The organism is Streptomyces sp. DSM 110735 (assembly GCF_016482685.1).
In the GTDB taxonomy this organism is placed as follows: domain Bacteria; phylum Actinomycetota; class Actinomycetes; order Streptomycetales; family Streptomycetaceae; genus Streptomyces.
On the sequence record NZ_JACYHF010000003.1, the window covers coordinates 269,535 to 288,460 of the forward strand.

18 protein-coding genes are annotated in these 18,926 nt (G+C 71.3%); 9 read left to right on the forward strand and 9 right to left on the reverse strand.

Translation table 11 applies throughout. The annotated features are described in order from the left end of the window. Positions 1 to 139: 139 nt before the first annotated feature. From IF655_RS06640 to IF655_RS06650, 3 genes are read right to left on the reverse strand one after another with little or no spacing between them, the layout of a single operon-like run. On the reverse strand, positions 140 to 886 hold the full coding sequence (locus tag IF655_RS06640; protein ID WP_199582885.1) for a succinate dehydrogenase/fumarate reductase iron-sulfur subunit: 747 nt from the start codon (positions 884 to 886) through the stop codon (positions 140 to 142). After that, positions 883 to 2,829 carry a fumarate reductase/succinate dehydrogenase flavoprotein subunit gene (locus IF655_RS06645; protein ID WP_199582887.1) on the reverse strand — a complete coding sequence of 649 codons (1,947 nt, stop codon included), beginning with the start codon at positions 2,827 to 2,829 and terminating at the stop codon, positions 883 to 885. The genes IF655_RS06640 and IF655_RS06645 overlap by 4 nt, the downstream gene beginning before the upstream one ends. 2 nt (positions 2,830 to 2,831) lie before the next feature. Continuing rightward, on the reverse strand, positions 2,832 to 3,503 hold the full coding sequence (locus IF655_RS06650) for a succinate dehydrogenase (RefSeq protein ID WP_199583327.1): 672 nt from the start codon (positions 3,501 to 3,503) through the stop codon (positions 2,832 to 2,834). Between the two features lie 119 nt (positions 3,504 to 3,622). Between IF655_RS06650 and IF655_RS06655 the strand changes: the two genes are divergently transcribed. After that, positions 3,623 to 4,507: a LysR family transcriptional regulator gene (locus IF655_RS06655; RefSeq protein WP_026249049.1), complete on the forward strand. Its 885-nt coding sequence runs from the start codon at positions 3,623 to 3,625 to the stop codon at positions 4,505 to 4,507. 149 nt (positions 4,508 to 4,656) lie between these two features. On the opposite strand, the gene IF655_RS06660 is transcribed toward IF655_RS06655, so the two are convergent. The 3 genes from IF655_RS06660 to IF655_RS06670 all read right to left on the reverse strand — a co-directional run bounded on the left by IF655_RS06660 (position 4,657) and on the right by IF655_RS06670 (position 8,833). Continuing rightward, a complete protein-coding gene (locus IF655_RS06660) occupies positions 4,657 to 6,795 on the reverse strand; it encodes a bifunctional diguanylate cyclase/phosphodiesterase (RefSeq protein WP_199582889.1) in 2,139 nt (712 codons plus the stop codon). Continuing rightward, positions 6,792 to 7,604 (reverse strand): SAM-dependent methyltransferase, encoded by an 813-nt coding sequence (locus tag IF655_RS06665; protein ID WP_199582891.1) that lies wholly within the window; start codon positions 7,602 to 7,604, stop codon positions 6,792 to 6,794. Before IF655_RS06665 ends, IF655_RS06660 begins: the two co-directional genes overlap by 4 nt. Before the next feature lie 272 nt (positions 7,605 to 7,876). Then, positions 7,877 to 8,833 (reverse strand): SCO0930 family lipoprotein, encoded by a 957-nt coding sequence (locus IF655_RS06670; RefSeq protein WP_199582893.1) that lies wholly within the window; start codon positions 8,831 to 8,833, stop codon positions 7,877 to 7,879. 800 nt (positions 8,834 to 9,633) lie between these two features. Here IF655_RS06670 and IF655_RS31430 point away from each other — a divergent pair. Both IF655_RS31430 and IF655_RS06675 read left to right on the forward strand, forming a co-directional pair. After that, positions 9,634 to 9,762: a hypothetical protein gene (locus IF655_RS31430; RefSeq protein ID WP_277952657.1), complete on the forward strand. Its 129-nt coding sequence runs from the start codon at positions 9,634 to 9,636 to the stop codon at positions 9,760 to 9,762. A gap of 31 nt (positions 9,763 to 9,793) precedes the next feature. Continuing rightward, positions 9,794 to 10,558 carry a DUF4239 domain-containing protein gene (locus tag IF655_RS06675; protein ID WP_199582895.1) on the forward strand — a complete coding sequence of 255 codons (765 nt, stop codon included), beginning with the start codon at positions 9,794 to 9,796 and terminating at the stop codon, positions 10,556 to 10,558. A gap of 90 nt (positions 10,559 to 10,648) precedes the next feature. Here the strand turns inward: IF655_RS06675 and IF655_RS06680 are convergent, their stop codons facing one another. Next, a complete protein-coding gene (locus IF655_RS06680) occupies positions 10,649 to 11,485 on the reverse strand; it encodes a hypothetical protein (protein WP_199582897.1) in 837 nt (278 codons plus the stop codon). Positions 11,486 to 11,819: 334 nt separating this feature from the next. On the opposite strand from IF655_RS06680, the gene IF655_RS06685 reads away from it, so the two are divergent. Continuing rightward, complete coding sequence (locus IF655_RS06685) at positions 11,820 to 12,512, forward strand: class F sortase (RefSeq protein ID WP_199582899.1); 693 nt, start codon at positions 11,820 to 11,822, stop codon at positions 12,510 to 12,512. A gap of 31 nt (positions 12,513 to 12,543) precedes the next feature. Here IF655_RS06685 and IF655_RS06690 read toward each other — a convergent pair whose 3' ends face one another. After that, complete coding sequence (locus IF655_RS06690) at positions 12,544 to 13,377, reverse strand: polysaccharide deacetylase family protein (protein WP_199582901.1); 834 nt, start codon at positions 13,375 to 13,377, stop codon at positions 12,544 to 12,546. Positions 13,378 to 13,550: 173 nt separating this feature from the next. Between IF655_RS06690 and IF655_RS06695 the strand changes: the two genes are divergently transcribed. Next, positions 13,551 to 14,021: a universal stress protein gene (locus IF655_RS06695; RefSeq protein WP_199582903.1), complete on the forward strand. Its 471-nt coding sequence runs from the start codon at positions 13,551 to 13,553 to the stop codon at positions 14,019 to 14,021. A gap of 186 nt (positions 14,022 to 14,207) precedes the next feature. After that, entirely contained in the window at positions 14,208 to 15,641 is a 1,434-nt protein-coding gene (locus IF655_RS06700) for an amino acid permease (RefSeq protein ID WP_199582905.1), read from the forward strand. Between the two features lie 7 nt (positions 15,642 to 15,648). Here the strand turns inward: IF655_RS06700 and IF655_RS06705 are convergent, their stop codons facing one another. Further along, entirely contained in the window at positions 15,649 to 16,821 is a 1,173-nt protein-coding gene (locus IF655_RS06705) for a CapA family protein (RefSeq protein WP_199582907.1), read from the reverse strand. A gap of 254 nt (positions 16,822 to 17,075) precedes the next feature. Here IF655_RS06705 and IF655_RS06710 point away from each other — a divergent pair, with 254 nt between their 5' ends. The 3 genes from IF655_RS06710 to IF655_RS06720 all read left to right on the forward strand — a co-directional run bounded on the left by IF655_RS06710 (position 17,076) and on the right by IF655_RS06720 (position 18,866). Then, positions 17,076 to 17,624: a sigma-70 family RNA polymerase sigma factor gene (locus tag IF655_RS06710; protein WP_199582909.1), complete on the forward strand. Its 549-nt coding sequence runs from the start codon at positions 17,076 to 17,078 to the stop codon at positions 17,622 to 17,624. A 138-nt stretch (positions 17,625 to 17,762) separates the two neighbouring features. Then, on the forward strand, positions 17,763 to 18,269 hold the full coding sequence (locus IF655_RS06715) for a hypothetical protein (protein ID WP_199582911.1): 507 nt from the start codon (positions 17,763 to 17,765) through the stop codon (positions 18,267 to 18,269). A gap of 81 nt (positions 18,270 to 18,350) precedes the next feature. Further along, entirely contained in the window at positions 18,351 to 18,866 is a 516-nt protein-coding gene (locus tag IF655_RS06720; protein WP_199582913.1) for a GNAT family N-acetyltransferase, read from the forward strand. Positions 18,867 to 18,926 lie beyond the last annotated feature (60 nt).

Here is an 18,926-nt window from a genome sequence, read left to right on the forward strand (position 1 = left end):
GCGGCGTCCACCCGGTCCGTCGTTCCCGGCCGACGGGGGAAAGCCAGACGGGGCCGGGATGAGCACCATTCCCGGCCCCGCCCGTCCGCGCTGTCGGCGAACGTGTGTGACGGCTAGCGTCGTCGAACGTGTGTGACGGCTAGCGTCGTGTCTTGCGGGTGGCGCGCAGCCATTCCTTGTTCATGCGGGTGATGGAGACCAGCGGGATGCCCTTGGGGCAGGCGGTGGCGCACTCGCCCGCGAGGGTGCAGCCGCCGAAGCCCTCCTCGTCCATCTGCGTCACCATGTCCAGCACCCGGGTCTCGCGCTCGGGCGCGCCCTGCGGGAGCACGTTGAGGTGGTTGACCTTGGCGGAGGTGAACAGCATCGCCGCGCCGTTGGGGCACGCGGCCACGCAGGCGCCGCAGCCGATGCACTCGGCGTGCTCGAAGGCGAGGTCGGCGTCCGGCTTGGGCACCGGCGTGGAGTGGGCTTCGGGGGCGGCGCCGGTGGGGGCGGTGATGTAGCCGCCGGCCTGGATGATCCGGTCGAAGGCGGAGCGGTCCACCACCAGGTCCTTGATCACCGGGAAGGCGGCGGCCCGCCACGGTTCGACGTCGATGGTGTCGCCGTCGCGGAAGGACCGCATGTGCAACTGGCAGGTGGTGGTGCGCTCCGGACCGTGCGCGTCGCCGTTGATGACGAGGCTGCACGCGCCGCAGATGCCCTCGCGGCAGTCGTGGTCGAAGGCGACGGGGTCCTCGCCCTCCAGGATGAGCCGCTCGTTGAGCTGGTCCAGCATCTCCAGGAAGGACATGTCGGGCGAGATGCCGTCCACCTCGTAGGTGGACATGGCGCCTTCGGCGGCGGCGTCGCGCTGCCGCCAGACGCGCAGGGTGAGCCTCATGCGTAGCTCCGCTGGGTGGGATGGACGTACTCGAAGACCAGGTCTTCCTTGTGCAGGACGGGGGCTTCGCCGGTGGCGGTGAACTCCCAGGCGGCCGCGTAGCCGAACTGCTCGTCCCGGCGGGCGGCTTCGCCGTCGGGGGTCTGGGACTCCTCGCGGAAGTGGCCGCCGCAGGACTCGGCGCGGTGCAGCGCGTCGAGGCACATCAGCTCGGCCAGTTCGAGGTAGTCGACGATGCGATTGGCCTTCTCCAGCGACTGGTTGAACTCCTCGCCGGTGCCGGGGACCTTGATCCGGCGCCAGAACTCCTCGCGGATGCGCGGGATTTCCTCCAGCGCCTTGCGCAGTCCGGCGTCCGTGCGGGCCATGCCGCAGAACTCCCACATCAGTTCACCGAGTTCGCGGTGGAAGGAGTCGGGGGTGCGGTCGCCGTCCACGGCGAGGAGCAGGTTGACGCGGTCCTCGGTCTCGGCCAGCACCTCCTGGACGGCGGGGTGTTCGTCGGTGACCGCGCTCTGGTGCGGGTTGCGGGCCAGGTAGTCGTTGATGGTGGCGGGCAGGACGAAGTAGCCGTCGGCCAGCCCCTGCATCAGCGCGGAGGCGCCGAGCCGGTTGGCGCCGTGGTCGGAGAAGTTCGCCTCACCGATCGCGAACAGTCCGGGGATCGTGGTCTGGAGGTCGTAGTCGACCCACAGTCCGCCCATCGTGTAGTGCACGGCGGGGTAGATCCGCATCGGCACCGCGTACGGGTCCTCGTCGGTGATCCGCTGGTACATGTCGAAGAGGTTGCCGTACTTCGCCTCGACCGCCTTGCGGCCCATGCGCCGGATGGCGTCGGCGAAGTCCAGGTAGACGCCCTGGCCGCCGGGTCCGACGCCCCTGCCCTCGTCGCAGACGTTCTTCGCGGCGCGGGAGGCGATGTCGCGCGGGACCAGGTTGCCGAAGGAGGGGTAGATCCGCTCCAGGTAGTAGTCGCGCTCGTCCTCGGGGATCTCGTTGGGCGGCCGGGTGTCGCCCTCCGCCCTGGGCACCCAGATCCGGCCGTCGTTGCGCAGCGACTCGCTCATCAGGGTCAGCTTGGACTGGTGGTCGCCGGTGCGCGGGATGCAGGTGGGGTGGATCTGGGTGAAGCAGGGGTTGGCGAAGTACGCGCCACGCCGGTGCGCCCGCCAGATCGCGGTCGCGTTGGAGTTCATGGCGTTGGTCGACAGATAGAAGACGTTGCCGTAGCCGCCGCTCGCCAGCACCACCGCGTCCGCGAAGTACGTGTCGATCTTCCCGGTGATCAGATCCCGGGCGACGATCCCGCGCGCCCGGCCGTCGACCACGATCAGGTCGAGCATCTCGGTGCGCGGGTGCAGCTCCACGTTCCCGGCGGCGATCTGCCGGGACAACGCCTGGTAGGCGCCGAGGAGCAACTGCTGACCCGTCTGTCCTCGGGCGTAGAAGGTGCGGGAGACCTGGACGCCGCCGAAGGAGCGGGTGTCGAGCAGTCCGCCGTACTCGCGGGCGAAGGGCACGCCCTGGGCGACGCACTGGTCGATGATCTCGACCGAGATCTGCGCGAGGCGGTGGACGTTGGACTCGCGGGCGCGGAAGTCGCCGCCCTTGACGGTGTCGTAGAAGAGCCGGTGCACGGAGTCGCCGTCGTTGCGGTAGTTCTTCGCCGCGTTGATACCGCCCTGCGCCGCGATGGAGTGGGCGCGGCGCGGGGAGTCCTGGTAGCAGAACTGGACGACGTGGTAGCCCTGTTCGGCGAGCGTGGCGCCCGCCGAGCCGCCCGCGAGACCGGTGCCGACGACGATGACGGTGTGCTTGCGCCGGTTGGCCGGGTTGACGAGCTTGGCTTCGAAGCGGCGGGTGTCCCAGCGCTCCTGGATCGGCCCGGTCGGCGCCTTGGCGTCGGCGACCGGGGTGCCGGTCGCATAGTCGGTGTACGTCATGGTCAGCTCACCACTCCGGTCATGACACCCACGGGTACGGCGATGAACCCGGCCGTGAGCAGCAGTGCGAGGACGTTCGCGACGGTCTTCAGGACCCGGTCGCGGGTGCGGCTCCCGGCGCCCAGGGTCTGGGCGGCGCTCCAGAAGCCGTGCCGGATGTGCAGACCGAGCGCGAGCATCGCGACGATGTAGATCACGTTGCCGTACCAGGTGGAGAAGGTGTCCACCACGTTCTGGTACGGGTGCCCCTCCTGGAAGCCGCCGGAGTGCACGGTGCCGGTGGTCAGGTCCAGGATGTGCCAGACGATGAAGAGACCGAGGATGATCCCGCCCCAGCGCATCGTGCGGGTCGCGTAGCTCGAACGCGCCTTCTTGTGCGCGTACTTGACGGGACGCGCCTTGATGTCGCGGCGGCTGAGCCGGTAGGCGGCGGTCGCGTGGGCGACCACGGCGACGACCAGGACGATCCGGACGAGCCAGAGCGTCCACTCGTAGTGCATGAAGGGTTCGCCGACGGTGCGCAGCCAGTGGGCGTAGTGGTTGAACTCGGCGGCCCCGAAATAGATCTTCAGGTTGCCGATCATGTGCACGATCAGATAGAGCAGCATGATCAGCCCGCTGACGGCCATCACCGTCTTCTTGCCGACGGAGCTGTCCCACATCGCGCGCGCCATGGACGGACGACGGTCCGTCCGCGTTGCCAGAGCCATGGACAGGACGCTAGAGCCGGGGACACCGATCGGTCCAAGACATGGTTCGGCTGATCTCCATAGGCTGCGGCTATGCTGGAGGGGTGCAGTTCCAGCAGCTCCAGTACTTCGTGGCCGTCGCCGAGACCCGGCACTTCACCCGGGCCGCCGAGCGGGTCCATGTCGCGCAGCCCTCGCTGTCCCAGCAGATCCGCGCGCTGGAGCGGGAGCTGGGCGCCGACCTGTTCGTGCGGGCGCGCGGCAACATCGCGCTGACCGACGCGGGCGAGGCGCTGCTGCCGCTGGCCCGCCGCATCCTCGCGGACGCGGACACCGCCCGGCAGGAGGTCCAGGAGCTGGTGCAGTTGCGGCGCGGCCGGGTCCGGCTCGGCGCGACCCCCAGCCTCTGCACCGGACTGCTCCCGGACGTGCTGCGCGCCTTCCACGACCGCTACCCCGGCATCCAGCTCCTCATTGAGGAGGGCGGCTCCCGCGACCTGGTCCGCGAGCTGGCCCGCGGCGCCCTGGACCTCGCCCTGATCGTGCTGCCCCTCCCGGCGCCCGCCCCCGCCCTCACCACGGTCGAGCTGCTGCGGGAGGACCTGGTGGTGGTGTCCTCACCGGAGGAACCGGCGCCCGGGCGGGGGCGGCGGACGGTGGAGATCGCCGACCTCGCGGACGAGCGGCTGGTGATGTTCCGGCACGGGTACGACCTGCGGGAGCTGACCGTCGCGGCGTGTCGCTCCGCTGGGTTCGAGCCGGAGTTCGCTGTTGAGGGGGGTGAGATGGACGCGGTGCTGGGGTTTGTGCGGGCCGGCTTGGGCGTTGCCGTGGTGCCGCGGATGGTTGCCACCCGGGCGGGGCGGGGGCTTCGGGTTACTCCGCTGGCGCGGCCCGGGTTGCAGCGGACGATCGCCTTGGCGCATCGGAGTGATGTGGCTCCGCCCCGGGGGGCTCGGGAGTTGCAGCGGATGCTCTTGGAAAGGTGAGGGGTGGTTGCGGCGCCTTCTCGTCTGCCTTGTGCCTCCGTCGCGCGAGTGCGGGTTCGTTGTGGCTTGTCGCGCAGTTCCCCGCGCCCCTCTGGAGGGGGCTGAGCAGGCGGCGAAGCCGCCTGCTCAGCCCCCTCCAGATTCCTCACTCAGCTCGTCGCGTTTGCCAGGTGCAGGGTGTGCAGGTTTTCCGGCGGACCCGGTCTCGCGTAGTACCAGCCCTGTGCCGTGTCGCAGCCGAGGAGGCGGAGCTGTTCGGCCTGGGCGCTGGTCTCGACGCCCTCGACCGTGACCGCGAGGTCGAGGCTGTGGGCGAGGGAGACGATGCCCTCGACGATCTTGAGGTCGACCGGGTCGGCGGGGAACTGCTGCATTCCCCGGGTGAAGGAACGATCCAGCTTGAGGATGCTCACCGGGAGGCGGCGGAGGTTGGCGAGGTTGGAGTAGCCGGTGCCGAAGTCGTCCAGGGCTATGTCGACGCCCATCTCCGCCAGGCGGCGCAGGGGTTTCAGGAGTCCGTCGTCGGCGCCGATCAGGGCGGACTCGGTGACCTCCAGGCAGAGCGCGTCCGGGGTGACCCCGGTGCGCTCCAGGATGTCGACGGTGTCCTGGACCAGCCCGGGGTGGGTGAGCTGGCAGGGCGAGAGGTTGACGTTGATGCGCAGGGGCTGTCCCTTGTCGCCGTCGGCGTCCTGCCAGGCGCGCGCCTGCCGTACGGACTCCTCCAGGACCCAGCGCCCGAGCGGCACGATCAGCCCGGTGTGCTCGGCGAGCGGGATGAAGCGGTCCGGACCGAGCACCCCGTGCTGGGGATGCAGCCAGCGCACGAGCGCCTCGGCGCCCCGGACGGTGCCGTCGCCGAGGTGCACCAGGGGCTGGTACTCGATGAAGAACTCGCCGCGCTCCAGGGCGGTGGGCAGCGCGGTGGTCAGACCGTGCCGGGTGATGGCGCGGGCGTCCGCCTCCGCGTCCGCGAGTTCGGCGCGGTTGCCGCCCGCCGACTTGGCCCGGTACATCGTGATGTCCGCGCTGCGCAGCACCTCGGCCGCCGTCCGCTCCCCCGCCGGTCCCTCCACGATGCCGAGGCTGCCGCGCACCAGCAGATCGCGGCCGTCGATGCTCACCGGGGTGACCAGCGCGTTCATGATGCGGTCGGCCAGTTCGTCCACGCCCTGCTCGGTGTGGGGACCGGTGGTGAGGGCCACGAACTCGTCGCCGCCGAGCCGGGCGACCATCTCGCCGGGCGCGGCCGTGCAGGACTGGAGCCGGTCCGCGACCTCCACCAGGAGCCGGTCGCCCGCCGCGTGACCGAGGCTGTCGTTGATGGCCTTGAAGCCGTCGAGGTCGAGATAGCACAGCCCGAAGCGCTGGCCCTTGCCCGCCGCGAGAGCCTTCTCCAGGCGCTCGAAGAACAGGGTGCGGTTGGGCAGTCCGGTGAGGGCGTCGTGGGTGGCCTCGTAGCGCAGCCGGAGATGGAGCAGGCGGCGCTCGGTGGTGTCCTCCATGAGCGCGAGCTGGTACTGCGGGCTGCCGTCGGCGTCGCGCAGCAGGGAGACCGTGAGGTTCGTCCACAGCACGGTGCCGTCGGGGCGGTTGAACGCCTTCTCGACATGGAAGTGCTCGCGCTCGCCGCGCACGAGTTCGTCGTAGAGCCGCCAGGTCTGGGGCGCGTCCTCGGGGTGCTTCCAGTCCCGCACCCGCAGTCCGCCCATCGCCGACGAGGACAGCCCGAACATGCGCAGCAGGGCGCCGTTGACCTGGAGCACGTTGCCCTCCAGGTCCGCGATGCCGATGCCGATGGCGGCGCCCTCGAAGACGGCGCGGAAGCGTGCCTCGCTGGCGTGCAGCGCCTCGGCGACCACGCCCTGGGCGCGCAGCGCTGCCTGGGCGACGGCTTCCTGTTCGGCGAGCGTGCGGTCGCGCAGCGCCTGCGCGTATCCGGCGGCCATCGCGTGCTGCAACCGGGAGGAGCGCAGGCGCAGTTCGTCCTGCGGACCGTCCTCTCCGCAGTACAGGACGAGGTAGGCGTCCACGCAGTCCAGGGTGCGGGTGAGGACCTCGGGGTCGGTGCCGTGCGCCTCGACGAGCGCGGCGCCGACAGCCCTGGCCTCCCCGGGGTCGAAGCTGCGGGCGCGCAGGGCGCGGCTCAACCGGGCCGCGAGGGGCAGCAGTTGAGCCTCGAACTCGGCGCGGGTCAGCGAGGTGGCGGTGACCGGGTACACCGCGCGGCTCCAGATCGTCGTCAGGCGGCGCAGTCTGCCCTCCGGCCCGTCCGGCGCCGCGCTCAACGCTTGCGCCCCACGCCCGCGAACCCGGAGAACGCGTACGCGTCCTCGTCCTCCGGTGCCGATTCCGGCCGCCACTCGGGCATCGGGACCAGTCCGGGCTCCACCATGTCGTATCCCTCGAAGAACCGCGCGATCTCGTCGCGCGAGCGCATGATCAGCGGGCTGCGGATGTCCTTGTACACGTCGACCGCGCCCTCGGCCCGCTCGGGGGTCACGGGTATGCCCTCGTAGGCGGCGTGGGTGAGGATCAGCAGGCTGCCGGGGGCGAGCGCCGCGTGCAGCTCGGCGAGCGCGGTGTGCGGGTCGTCGGAGTCCTCCACGAAGTGCAGGACGGCCACGAGCAGCAGGGCGACGGGGCGTTCGAGGTCGAGCAGCCGCTCCACCTGGGGGCTGGCCAGGATCTCCTGCGGCTTGCGCAGATCGGCGGCGACCACCTCGGTGTCCGGGTTGCCCGCGAGGACGGCTTCGCTGTGCGCGACGGCCACCGGGTCGTGGTCCACGTAGACGACACGGGCGCCGGGGGCGGCGGACTGGGCGATCTCGTGGACGTTGCCGTAGGTGGGGATGCCGGAGCCGATGTCCAGGAACTGGGTCAGACCCTGGTCGGTGGCGAAGCGCACCGCCCTGCGCAGGAAGGCCCGGTTCGCCTGCATGATCTTCGGCAGGCCCGGGATGAACTCCATGGCGCTGCGGGCCGCTTCCCGGTCGACCTCGAAGTTGTGCGAACCGCCCAGGTAGTAGTCGTACATGCGCGAGACGCTCGGCACCGAGATGTCGATGCTCCGGGGGGCCCAGGCGGGGCGCTCCATGTATCACTCCAAGGCGTAGGGGACGGGGGCAGACGATCCGGTGTTCGAGCTGAGGCTACTGATCGCTTGCCAATGGAGCGACCCGAAACGGAAATTGACCATCCGTTCCCGGTCACTGCCTGCGGGAAGTACGCGTCCGACCCCGCTGAGTGACGTACCTCGGGCATGACGGCGGCCCGCCTCGCTCCGTGCGGTACGGAGGAAGACGGGCGCCGGTGGGGGGAGTTCGGGTGCCCGGCGGCTGCCTTGCGGCTGCCCCCCGGGGTTGCCGGTCAGGCGGCGGGGGCGCCGATCGGCTTGCCGTCGGGCGAGACGGCGTACCAGGTGCCGCCCACTCCCTGGCCGTTGGTGTCACCGGGAGCCTTGTCACCGGAGAAGGTGTAGATCGGCCAGCAGTTGACCGTCATCTGCTTCACACCGTCGGGGCGGGTGAACGGCATCAGACCCTTCTTGAGCACACCCTTGGTGTCGTTCTCCGCGACCGGTCCGACCGCAGGCCACTTCTCCAGGCACGCGCCGGTGCAGTTGGAGACGGACTTCGGCCACGCCTTGTCCTTGAGGAAGCGGTAGACCGTGTGGCCGTTCTTGTCGACGATGATGTCGCCGAGCTTGGCGTCCTTGTGCACGGAGAGACCGGGCAGGGAGGCGAGGGACGCCTTCTTGCCGTTGGGGGCGAGCGCGAACCAGGTCTTGCCGACGCCCTGGCCCTTGGTGTCACCGGCCTGCTTGTCCTTGGCGAACCGGTAGGCGGGCCAGCCGTCGATGGTGAGCTGCTTGCTGCCGTCGGGGCGGGTCACCTCGCCCAGGGCGGACTTCTCGACACCGGCACCGGCCGAGGCGTCGTCGGCAGGGACCGGCGGCCAGGCGGTGGCGCAGTCGCCCTCGCACGTGGACGCCGGCGGCTTGGCGGTGTCCTTGTCGAACCGGTACAGCGTCATGCCGGCCTCGTCGGTGAGCACGTTGCCGAGCTTGGCGTCCTTGGCCACCGCCAGCTTGCCCGCCGGGGCGGCGGCGGTCGGGGAGGCGGAGGCGTTGCTGCCGTCGGCGCCGTAGCCGTTGCCCGCGCCGGGGTCGCCGTATCCACCGGTCGAGGGCGAGGCCGCCGCGCCCGCCGCACCGACGTTCTGCGCCGCCGGTGCCGTGGCGTTTTCCTGACCGCACGCCGTGGTCAGCGCCAGCACCGAGGCTGCCGTGGCCATCAGTGAGGCGGTCCGCCAGGAGGTCTTCATCCTCAACTCCCCATTTTCTGCCTGGATATCGCTATCGGAGCGCCTGCCGCGCCGCCGCACGGCCATGGGTACGGGGGGCGCCGCGCGGGCGTTCAACGAGGCGGCGAAAAACTTTCGGTGGGGGCGCTCCGCGGGCGCCGGGGTCGGCTGCCGGGGGGCGCGTGCCGTACGGGTGTGCCCATGCGGGTCGTCGGGGGCGGTGGCGGGTCAAACCGCTGGTGGGGGGATCTCCCTCCTTCGGATCAATCCGCTCAAGGCGGGGCGTGGGAGCGGCTTGCGCGCCTCATGATCTCGTCGTGCAAGGACCCGAAGGAACCCGAGTCACGGTCGCCGTAAGAGCGTTGGCCGTGCTGGCGGTGGCCTGGGCCGTGGTGGGGTGTCCGGCCGGTACCGCGTCGGCGGACGTCTGCGCTTACGCCTCGACAGGGCCGGACGGCACGGTGGCGATCGCGGTGGTCGGGGACGGTCCCTGGCCCCCGCCGTGCCAGGAGCCACCCCCACCGCCCTGCCCGCCGACGCCCACCCCGACACCGACACCGACGCCCACGCCGGAGCCGCCACCGCCCCCTCCCCCGCCGCCGAAACCGAAGCCGACCCCCACACCGACCCCACGCCCGGCCCCGCCGCCGAAACCGGCACCCGCGCCGAAACCACCCGCCCGACCCGCGCCGCCCCCACCCCCCGCACCGGTCCGGCCCCCCGCACCCCCGCCGCCCCCACCGGCACCCGCGCCCGAACCGCCACCCAAGCCGAAGCCGAAGCCCACGCCCAAGCCCACCCCGCGCCCCACCGCGACCCCGGTGAGCTACCCGGCGTACCACCCCAAGCCCACCCGGCGGACCGCGCCCTCCCACACGTCGCCGGTCACCTACGTGCTGCTCATCACCGTCCCCCCGATCGTCGCCGTCGCCGCCCTGCGCCCGCGCTGACGCGGGCGTACCTCACCCCTGGAGGAACCACTTGTCCGATTGGCTTGTCCTGCTCCTGGCGATGCTGGGCGCGTGCGCGGTGGTGGTCGTCATCACCCTCGTACGGCACAAGCGCGCCCCGGAGGACGAGGACCCCAGCGAGACCCCGGACGTCATCGAGTACATGACGATGTGGATCGGTGTCGTCTACGCCATCGTCCTCGGTCTCGCGATCGCGGGCGTGTGGGAGGCCCGCAGCGCCGCGCAGGACCAGGTGCAGAGCGAGGCACAGGCGCTGCACGAGATCTCCGAGCGCGTCCGCGTCTACCCGCCGGACGTGCGCGACCGCATCCGGAACGACATCGACATCTACGTCTCCCACGTCGTGACCACCGAGTGGAAGTCGATGACCGACAAGGGCGAAGTGACCGACAAGGGCGGGCAGTTGCTGGCCCAGGTCCGGCACGACGTCACGGACTACCGGCCGAAGAACGACTTCGAGGCACAGGCGTACCAGCCGGTCCTGGACCAGTTGGCCGCCGCCGACCAGGCGCGCAACGCGCGGGCCGACTCCACCGGGGACACCATGCCGCCGGTGGTGTGGTGGGGGCTGCTCGCCGGTGCGGTGATCACCGTCGGCATGGTCTTCGCACTCCAGATCCGGCGCACGGCAAGGGAGTTGGTGCTCGCCGGGCTCTTCTCCGCGACCATCGCCTTCATGCTCTTCCTGATCTGGGACTTCGACGCCCCCTTCAGCCGGGGCATCGCGGCGACGGCGGAGCCGTTCCTCAGCCTGTTCCCCGGCGCCAAGGGGTAGCGCCCACCGCGCGCCGGGTACACGAAGATGCCGCCGCGTCCCGCGACGGTCGGCGGCGGCATCCGGGGTGGGGACGGTGGCGTACGGCCCTCAGACCCGCCTCTCGCCCCGGCGGCGCATCCAGAACACCCCGCCGCCGAGGAAGGCGGAGGCGACGAGTCCGCTGCCGATGGCCATGTCGGCCGGGGCGGGACCGCTCGAACTGCTGCCGCCGAAACCGCCGTTGACCCCGCCGAGCACGGTGAAGGCGTTCGGGCTGGTCCGGGTGCGACCGCCGCAGTCGACGGTGATGGAGTAACGGCCGGGCCGGGCGTCGCGGTCGATGGTGGCGACACCGCGCGCGCTGTTGTCGCGGAACGGGCGGAGCTGGGTGGTGCGGAAGACCTCGGAGTACATGCTGCCGCCCCGGCAGCCCTCCACGGTCACCGTGATGCGGCCACCGGCGGGGAGCACGTTGGGGCTCACGACGATGTCGCGGTTGCCGCCCTCGCCGTGGCCGCCGCCACCGCCGAAGTCGTTGTCACGGCCGCCGCCGAAGTCGTCGTTGCCCCGGTTGTTCCCGTTGCCGGTGCCGTTCCCGTTGAAGTTTCCGTTGTCGTGCCCGTTGTTGTTGCCGAAGTTCCCGTTGTTGTTCCCGTTGAAATTGTTGTTGCCGTTGTTGTTCCCGTGGCCGTTGTTGTTGCCGTTGAAGTTGTTGTTGCCGTTCCCGTTGCCGTGCCCGTTGTTGTTGAAGTTGTTGTTGCCGTTGAAATTCCCGTTCCCGTTGAAGTTCCCGTTGCCGGGCACCGGGACCGGGACCGGCACGACCCCCGACGTTCCCGCCACACCGTTCCCGTTGCCCATGCCGTCCGCGACGGCCACGGGCGCCGTCACCGAGAGCACGGCGATGGCGGCGCACACCGCCGCCAAGGCACCTTGGTTGCGCATCTGATCCTCCGCGGGAGGCACCCCGGGTCCGGTTCCCGGGCGATCGGCGAGAAAGCACCTCCCGACAGCACCATCGGGCGCGCGGAACACGCCCGCATGTCGAGAATGCTCCGTCCTGGTGAGCACAGCCTCCGTACGACAAGCACACAATCGGATGTTGTCGCAGGTCACATGCCGTCAGAAATTTCCTGTGAACCGCAACTCGGATGGCGCACCGTCGGGCTGACGGGCCACCCGTTCGCCCCTCGCCCCGTCGCCGCCTTCCGCGCGGGGGACTTAATTTCTTCCCATGCGCTGTGGACGTGGCCGCGACCACGTGACGAAGGGATGGCGAATGTCTGCCTCCGAGCTTGCGGAGTGGGAGGAGCGCCCCAGGAGGCGCGCCCCCTGGGGCGTCATAGCGCTCGTCCTGCTGACCGGTCTGGCGCTCATCCGCAACGGTTCCGGCGAGTTCGACGTGGGACCGCCCCAGCCGGCCGCCGCGGCGGCCCTGGACACCGGCACCTCGGCATCCGCCCCCGACGCCGCCCCTGCCGTCCCGGACGCCGCCGCCCCCGCCGCCGCCTCGCTCGCGTTCTCCGCGCCCGGCCGGGTGCGCATCCCCGCGATCCGGGTCGACGCCCCCGTCACCCCGGTCGGCATGAACACCGACGGCTCGGTGGGCGCCCCGCCACCGGAGGACACCAATCTGGCGGGCTGGTTCACGGGCGCGGTCTCCCCGGGCGAGAAGGGCACCGCCGTGATCGTCGGTCATGTCGACAACCAGCGCGGTCCGGCCGTGTTCTACGGGCTCGGCGCGCTGAAGAAGGGCGACCGGGTCGAGGTGGACCGCGAGGACGGGCGGACGGCGGTCTTCGAGATCTACGGCGTCGAGGTCTTCGAGAAGAGCAAGTTCCCCGGCGACCGGGTCTACGGCTCGAAGGGCACCCCTGAGCTGCGGGTGATCACCTGCGGCGGCGGCTTCACGAAGCAGAACGGCTACGACGGCAACGTGGTCGTCTTCGCCCGCCTGGCCACGACCGGCTGAACCGGCGGCGGCCGGGCGGGCGCGGGTCCGCTCAGGCTCTGCGGCGGGGCGGGACGGTGAGGTGGTAGCCGTGGTCCAGCAGATAGGGCAGGTACTCGCGGATCGCCTGGACGCTCTGTGTCCGGTCGCCCCCGGCGTCGTGGGAGAGGATCACGACGCCGGGTCCCGCGTTCTTCTCCACCCGGTTGATCACGGTGCGGGTGCCGGGGGTCATCCAGTCGGTGGTGTCGTGGGTCCAGGCCATGGGCTCCATGCCCAGCTCGGCCTCCAACTGGAAGGTGGCGCGGTTCCAGGCGCCGTAGGGGGCGCGGAACCACTGCGGGCGGTCTCCGTAGGCGTCCTGGATCACGTCGCAGGTGCGCTCCATCTCGTCGCGGATGTCCGCGCGGCGCAACTGGGTGAGGAGCGGATGGGTCCAGGTGTGGTTGCCGACCACGTGTCCCGCCTCGGCCATCCGGGCGAGGAGTTCCTTGTTCTGGACGGCCATCTCGCCGCACACGAAGAACATGGCGCGCACGTCGTACTTGGCGAGGGTGTCCAGGATGTGCGGGGTGTAGTCGGGGTGGGGTCCGTCGTCGAAGGTCAGCATCATCTCCCGCCCCCGGGCGGTGATGCGGACGAACGGCTGGTGGCGGACCTGTGTCCGGCCGGGCGCGGTGCGCGGGGCGCCGTAGCCCGCGAGGGGCTGGAGCCGGAAGGCGGAGGGCTTGAGGACCTGGCGCGCCTGGGGTCCGGCGAGAGCGGCGGGGGCGGCGGGCTTGTCGCCGCCGCCCGCCAGGAGGAGACCCCCGGTCCCGGCGGCCCCGAGCGCGGCGGCCGAGCCGAGCAGCAGCCGACGCCGTGTGAACAACCGATGCTTCTGCATGACCCATCAGTCGCCCCGCCCGACGCGTGGCCCCCACATCGACACCGCGAGGCCCGGCGATTCCACCCGCTCGGCGGACGGAATCGCGTCCGGCGGTATGACGAATACGACGAGTCGACCGTGGCGCGGACGTGCCGCTTGTGCTCGGCAGTGGTTTCGATAGCCTCGCCCGCGTGAGGGAACAGCACGCGGAGAACGCGCATCAGTTCGAGCGGGGTACCGACGGACCCAAGGTCATCCTGGCCGGGGTGGACGGCTCGGAGTCCTCGCTGCGCGCCGCGGCGTACGCGGGCGGTCTCGCGCGGCGCCAGGGCGCGCTCCTGGCGGTGGTGTACGTGCAGCCGGTGCTCGCGGCCGGAGCCGCGCTCGGGGCGCCGGTGGCGGAGACGACCGACGAGATCGCCGAGGACCTGATCGGTCAGATCCGGGCGGCGGCGGAGCGCGTGAAGGGGATATTCGACGTGCGCTGGGAGTTCCACACCTTCCGCGGCGACCCGTACAACGGTCTGGTGCGCGCCGCGGACGAGCTGAAGGCGGACGCGGTGGTGGTGGGCGCCTCCGAGCAGGCGGGTCATCGCATCATCGGCTCGGTGGCGGTACGGCTGGTCAAGGCGGGGCGCTGGCCGGTGACGGTCGTGCCGTAGCGGGGCGTCGGGCGGAGCCGTGGCAGGCGTTCAGGCGGGACCGTGACGGGCGCCCGGGCGGCGCCGTGCCTGGCGCTCGGGCGGGCGCGGACCGGGCAGTCCTTGCGTGGCGTCTTCCTTCCCCGGCGGGGCTGAGTCATCATGATCCGCCGTCAGCCGTTTGCCGTCGGGGAAGAGGTGAGGCGTGTGGCCAAGATCCGTGCGGGTGAGGGGATTCTCCGTCGCAAACCCATTGAGCACATCGACGAGTCCGAGGCGAGCGAGAGCGGCGGGCTCGAACGCTCGCTCGGGCTGTGGCAGCTCACCGCCATCGGCGTGGGCGGCATCATCGGCGCCGGCATCTTCACGCTGGCGGGGACGGTGGCCAACGGCAAAGCCGGTCCCGCCGTCGTGGTCTCCTTCCTGATCGCCGGTGTCGCGAGCGCCTGCGCGGCGCTGTCGTACGCCGAGTTCGCCGGGCTGATCCCGAAGGCGGGCTCGGCGTACACCTACGGCTACGCGGTGCTCGGGGAGTTCGCGGGCTGGTTCATCGGCTGGGACCTGCTGCTCGAGTACACCGCGATCGTGGCGGTGGTCGCCATCGGCATCTCCGGCTACTTCAGCTTCCTCGTGGAGCAACTGGGCGCCGACCTGCCCGCCTGGATGCTGGGCGCGCCCGGCACGGGAGCCGGACACCGGGTGGACCTGTTCGCCGCCGTGCTGTGTCTGCTGATCGCCTGGCTGCTCACGCTCGGCATCCGCAGCGCCGCCCGGTTCGAGACCGTCGTGGTCGTGCTCAAGGTGCTGGTGGTGCTGCTGGTGATCGGCGTGGGCGTGTTCCACATCAGCACCGCGAACTACCACCCGTTCTTCCCGTTCGGCATCAGCGGCGCGTTCACGGGCGCCGCGACCGTCTTCTTCGCGGTGTTCGGCTACGACGCGATGTCCACGGCCGCCGAGGAGTCCAAGGACGCGCAGCGGCACATGCCGAAGGCGATCATCTACTCGCTGATCATCTCGATGGTGCTGTACGTGGCCGCGTGCCTGGTGCTGACGGGCATGCAGAACTACAAGGACATCGACCCGGAGAGCGGGTTCTCCACGGCGTTCAAGTCCGTCGGGCTGAGCGGGCTCGCGGACGTGATCGCGGTGGGCGCGATCATCGGCATCCTCACCGTGATGTTCACGTTCATGCTGGGCGTGACCCGGGTGTGGTTCTCGATGTCCCGCGACGGGCTGCTCCCCCGCTGGTTCGCCAAGACCCACCCGACCCGGCACGTGCCGACCCGGGTGACCTGGATCGTCGGGGCGGGCTCCGCGGCCATCGCCGGGTTCGTGCCGATCGGCGAGGCAGCCGAGCTGACCAACATCGGCATCCTGCTGGCGTTCGTGGTGGTGTGCGTGGCGGTGATCGTGCTGCGCTACAAGCGCCCGGAGCTGCCGCGCGCCTTCCGCACACCGTGGATGCCGTTCGTGCCCGCGCTGGGCGTGATCTTCTCCATCTGGCTGATCACGTTCCTCGCGTGGCAGACCTGGGTGCGGTTCGCCGTCTGGTTCCTGATCGGCTGCGTGGTCTACTTCGGCTACTCCTACCGCCGCTCGACGCTGGCCGGGCAGCCTGCGCCGGAGCGGCGGGTCTGAGTCCGTCTCAGGGCGCCATGGTGAGTCCCGCCTTGGCGCCCCCGCCGCCGAGTGCCGCGTCCTTGATCCGGTCGCGCACTCCGGCGAGGTCGGCGCCCTGGGCGATCGCGCTGTTGACCTCCAGCAGGCGCCCGGAGTCCTGGTCGTAGAACTGCGGCAGGAACTCGGCCCGGCTCACCTCCCAGCGGCCGCCCTTCTTGGCGGGCGGTACGAAGGTGAAGCGGGCGGTGGTGGACTCGCCGCCGCGCCAGTCGCGCACGCCCTGGGCGCCGGTGGTGCCGGGACCGATCTGGTCGCCGGTGCCGTAGACCACCCAGGTGCCGTTGACCTTGCCGTACGCCTGCGGGAGATGGCCGTCGGCGCCGAGGATCAGGTCGACGTCCGGGCGACCGCCGGTCCTGGACGCGGTCAGCCGCTTGGTGAGGGCGGTCACCGCGTCGTTGGGCGCGTCCTGCCAGCCGTCGCCCCAGTCCAGGGACAGCACGACCACATCGGCACCCGCCTTCCGCGCGGCGCGGGCACCGGCGATCACCCGCTGCTCGTTGAGCGCGGCGACGGTCCACGCGGGGCTGTCGCCGGTCCGCTGCCCGGGGTCGTAGGTGTACGACAGATGCGCCACCTTGGCCGGACCCGCCTGGAGCAGCGGGGTCTGGCCCGCCTCAGCCTGCGTCCGCGCGGTTCCGGCGTGCCGGAGCCCGGCGGCGTCCAGGGCGTTGAGGGTGCGCGGGACGCCCGAGGGGTCGACGAGGGCGTCGGCGGCGGCGGTCGCGCAACTGTCGTAGCCGGTGGCGGCGAGCGCGCGGGCCAACTGCGGCAGGGACGCGGCGGCGAGGTCGGTGTCGTCGCCGGGTACCGGGTCGAGGGCGCAGAGCGCGAGGTCGGCGTCGGAGACGGCGGGTTCCACGGCGGCGAGCATGGGACCGAAGTCGTAGCCGCCGCCGTTGCCGCTGTCGCCGTTGTCGCCGTTGCCGTTGTTGTTGCCGCTCGCCTCGAAGCCCGCCCGGTCCGCGACGGTGGCGTGCGGCACGACGGTGCCCGAGGCGACGAGGGTGAAGCCCTTGCCCGCGGACGGCGCCTGCTGTCCGGCGGCGGGCGCGCCGCGCTCCTGGTTCTGACAGGCGGCCGCCGCCGCGAGGACGGCGGTGAGCGCCAGGGCCACCTGATGCTTGCGTCTGATCATCGACTCACCCCTGCGTGGTCTCGTAGCCGGAATTGTCGTATTGACAGATGAAGCCATGGGGGTGGGTGAGGAGGAAGCGGACTCCCCGGGCGGGTGGGCCGGGAGGCCCGATCGGCCCATCGGGGGCGGGAGGGCGAACCCTCGCGCGCCGGGAGCTACCGCTCGTCCGACCGTTCACCGACGGAATCGACCGCCCGTCGCACAACCCTGCGCGCGCCCTGTCCCCCACCGGCGCCCTGCGCTGCCATACGGCCATGACGGCCGTGACCTTCACCGCACCCGGGACGACGACCGCCGAGCACGAACTGGCCGTGCTCCAGCGCGAGCACGGCCGCCCCCTGTTCGCTCTGCTCCTCCGGCTCAGCGACGGGGACCGCCAGCGCGCCGAGGATCTCGTGCAGGAGACGCTGGTACGGGCGTGGCAGCACCCCGAGGCGCTGCACGCCGCCGGGTTCGAGTCGGTGCGGCCCTGGCTGCTGACGGTCGCGCGGCGGCTGGCCATCGACGCCCGGCGGGCGCGCCGGGCGCGGCCCGCGGAGATCGTGGACGAGGTCCCGGAGACCGCGCGCGTCACGGCCGACCACGCGGAGCGGGCCGCCGCCGCGCTGGACGTACGGCAGGCCGTGAAGACTCTCACACCCGAGCACCGTGACGTCCTGATACTCGTGTACTTCCGCGGTGCGAGCGTGGCGGAGGCCGCCGAGATCCTGGGCATACCGGCCGGTACCGTGAAGTCCCGCGCCTATTACGCGCTCCGCGCCCTGCGCCGTGTGCTGCCGGGATACGCCACCGAGGCGCGCTGAAACCGGATGCCGGGTCAAGTCTCGGCAAAGCGCCTTGCCGTGACCGGTGCCGGGGCCATGAGCTGTCCTCATCCGTGTTCCGGGCGGGGGCCGGGTTCGGGCGACACGTACGCACGCACCGGAGGAAGGCAGGCAGGGATGCTCCACAGAGGTCACGAGAGCACGGGCGGCACCGGCGGCGGCGAACTCACCGTCCCCATGGCCTGGTTGTACGCCGAGTACATCGCCGACGAGCTGCTGCGCACGGGCGATCTGATGCCCCCCACGTCCTTCGAGTTCCGCGCGGGCCGCGACGCCCTCGCCCTCACCGTCTTCCTGTCCGACACCGACGGCGAGCTGTCCTGCGTCCGCGTGGTCTCCCATCTGGAGCACTGGCTCTCCCTGACGGCCTACGACCACCTCTGGCAGGACTGGGTCCGCGACCGCCTGACGACCCTGACGGCGGAGTCCGCCGGCCCCTCCCCCGACCTCGCCCTGGCCACCGACGCCTGGCGCTGGCTGGAAGAAACGGAACTCCTCGCCCCGGACCTGGACGCGGTCCCCGGCGGAGCCGGTCCCTTCGGGGAGGACGACGGGCCGAAGGTGTGGACCCCCGCGTGGCGGCTGGGGCTGCCGCTGGGGCACCTGGCGATCCACCTGTTCTGACCGGCTCTGCCCGCCGCCGAGTTGGCCATTTCAGACACCCCCGACTGGCCAGGAAACGGCGGGCGGGACGACCATGCCCGGATGGATCACGCACCGGCGGTACGCCTCCCGCACTACACACCGACCGACCAGGCGGAAATCCTCGGCGACGGACCCGACCCCTTCGGCGTTGCCGACACCGGCCTGACCTTCCTCCCCAAGGAAATCCACTTCGGCATCAAGCGGCACGACCGCCTGATCGCCCACACGGGTCTGCTCGAACTCCCGCTGTCGATCGGCCCCTTGACGACCAAGGTGATCGGCGTCGGCGGCGTGGCCGTAGCCCCCGACGTACGCGGCCAGGGCCTAGCCCGCCGCGTCCTCACCACCGCCCTCACCCACGCCCGCACCCTCGGCCCCCACCACGCCCTCCTCTTCTGCCGCCCTCCCCTCACCCCCTTCTACGAACACCTCGGCTGGCACACCCTGACGGTGAACGTCCACGTCGAACAACCGCAGGGAACGGTCCTCATGCCGCTCCGCACGATGCGGACGCCGCTGCGCGAGGGGGCGGAGTGGCCGGACGGGGAGGTGCGGCTGTTGTCGTATCCGATGTGAGCGGGCTAGGGCCTGTCCGGCGGATCTTCGTGGAGCAGCCCGCGGCGTCTGGTGCGTGCT

Excerpts from the sequence above, each read along its gene's own strand:
- IF655_RS06640 (WP_199582885.1), bottom strand. The coding sequence starts at position 886 with ATGAGGCTCACCCTGCGCGTCTGGCGGCAGCGCGACGCCGCCGCCGAA.
- IF655_RS06645 (WP_199582887.1), bottom strand. The coding sequence starts at position 2,829 with ATGACGTACACCGACTATGCGACCGGCACCCCGGTCGCCGACGCCAAG.
- IF655_RS06650 (WP_199583327.1), bottom strand. The coding sequence starts at position 3,503 with ATGGCGCGCGCGATGTGGGACAGCTCCGTCGGCAAGAAGACGGTGATG.
- IF655_RS06665 (WP_199582891.1), bottom strand. The coding sequence starts at position 7,604 with ATGGAGCGCCCCGCCTGGGCCCCCCGGAGCATCGACATCTCGGTGCCG.
- IF655_RS06670 (WP_199582893.1), bottom strand. The coding sequence starts at position 8,833 with ATGAAGACCTCCTGGCGGACCGCCTCACTGATGGCCACGGCAGCCTCG.
- IF655_RS06680 (WP_199582897.1), bottom strand. The coding sequence starts at position 11,485 with ATGCGCAACCAAGGTGCCTTGGCGGCGGTGTGCGCCGCCATCGCCGTG.
- IF655_RS06685 (WP_199582899.1), top strand. The coding sequence starts at position 11,820 with ATGTCTGCCTCCGAGCTTGCGGAGTGGGAGGAGCGCCCCAGGAGGCGC.
- IF655_RS06690 (WP_199582901.1), bottom strand. The coding sequence starts at position 13,377 with ATGCAGAAGCATCGGTTGTTCACACGGCGTCGGCTGCTGCTCGGCTCG.
- IF655_RS06705 (WP_199582907.1), bottom strand. The coding sequence starts at position 16,821 with ATGATCAGACGCAAGCATCAGGTGGCCCTGGCGCTCACCGCCGTCCTC.
- IF655_RS06710 (WP_199582909.1), top strand. The coding sequence starts at position 17,076 with ATGACGGCCGTGACCTTCACCGCACCCGGGACGACGACCGCCGAGCAC.
- IF655_RS06715 (WP_199582911.1), top strand. The coding sequence starts at position 17,763 with ATGCTCCACAGAGGTCACGAGAGCACGGGCGGCACCGGCGGCGGCGAA.
- IF655_RS06720 (WP_199582913.1), top strand. The coding sequence starts at position 18,351 with ATGGATCACGCACCGGCGGTACGCCTCCCGCACTACACACCGACCGAC.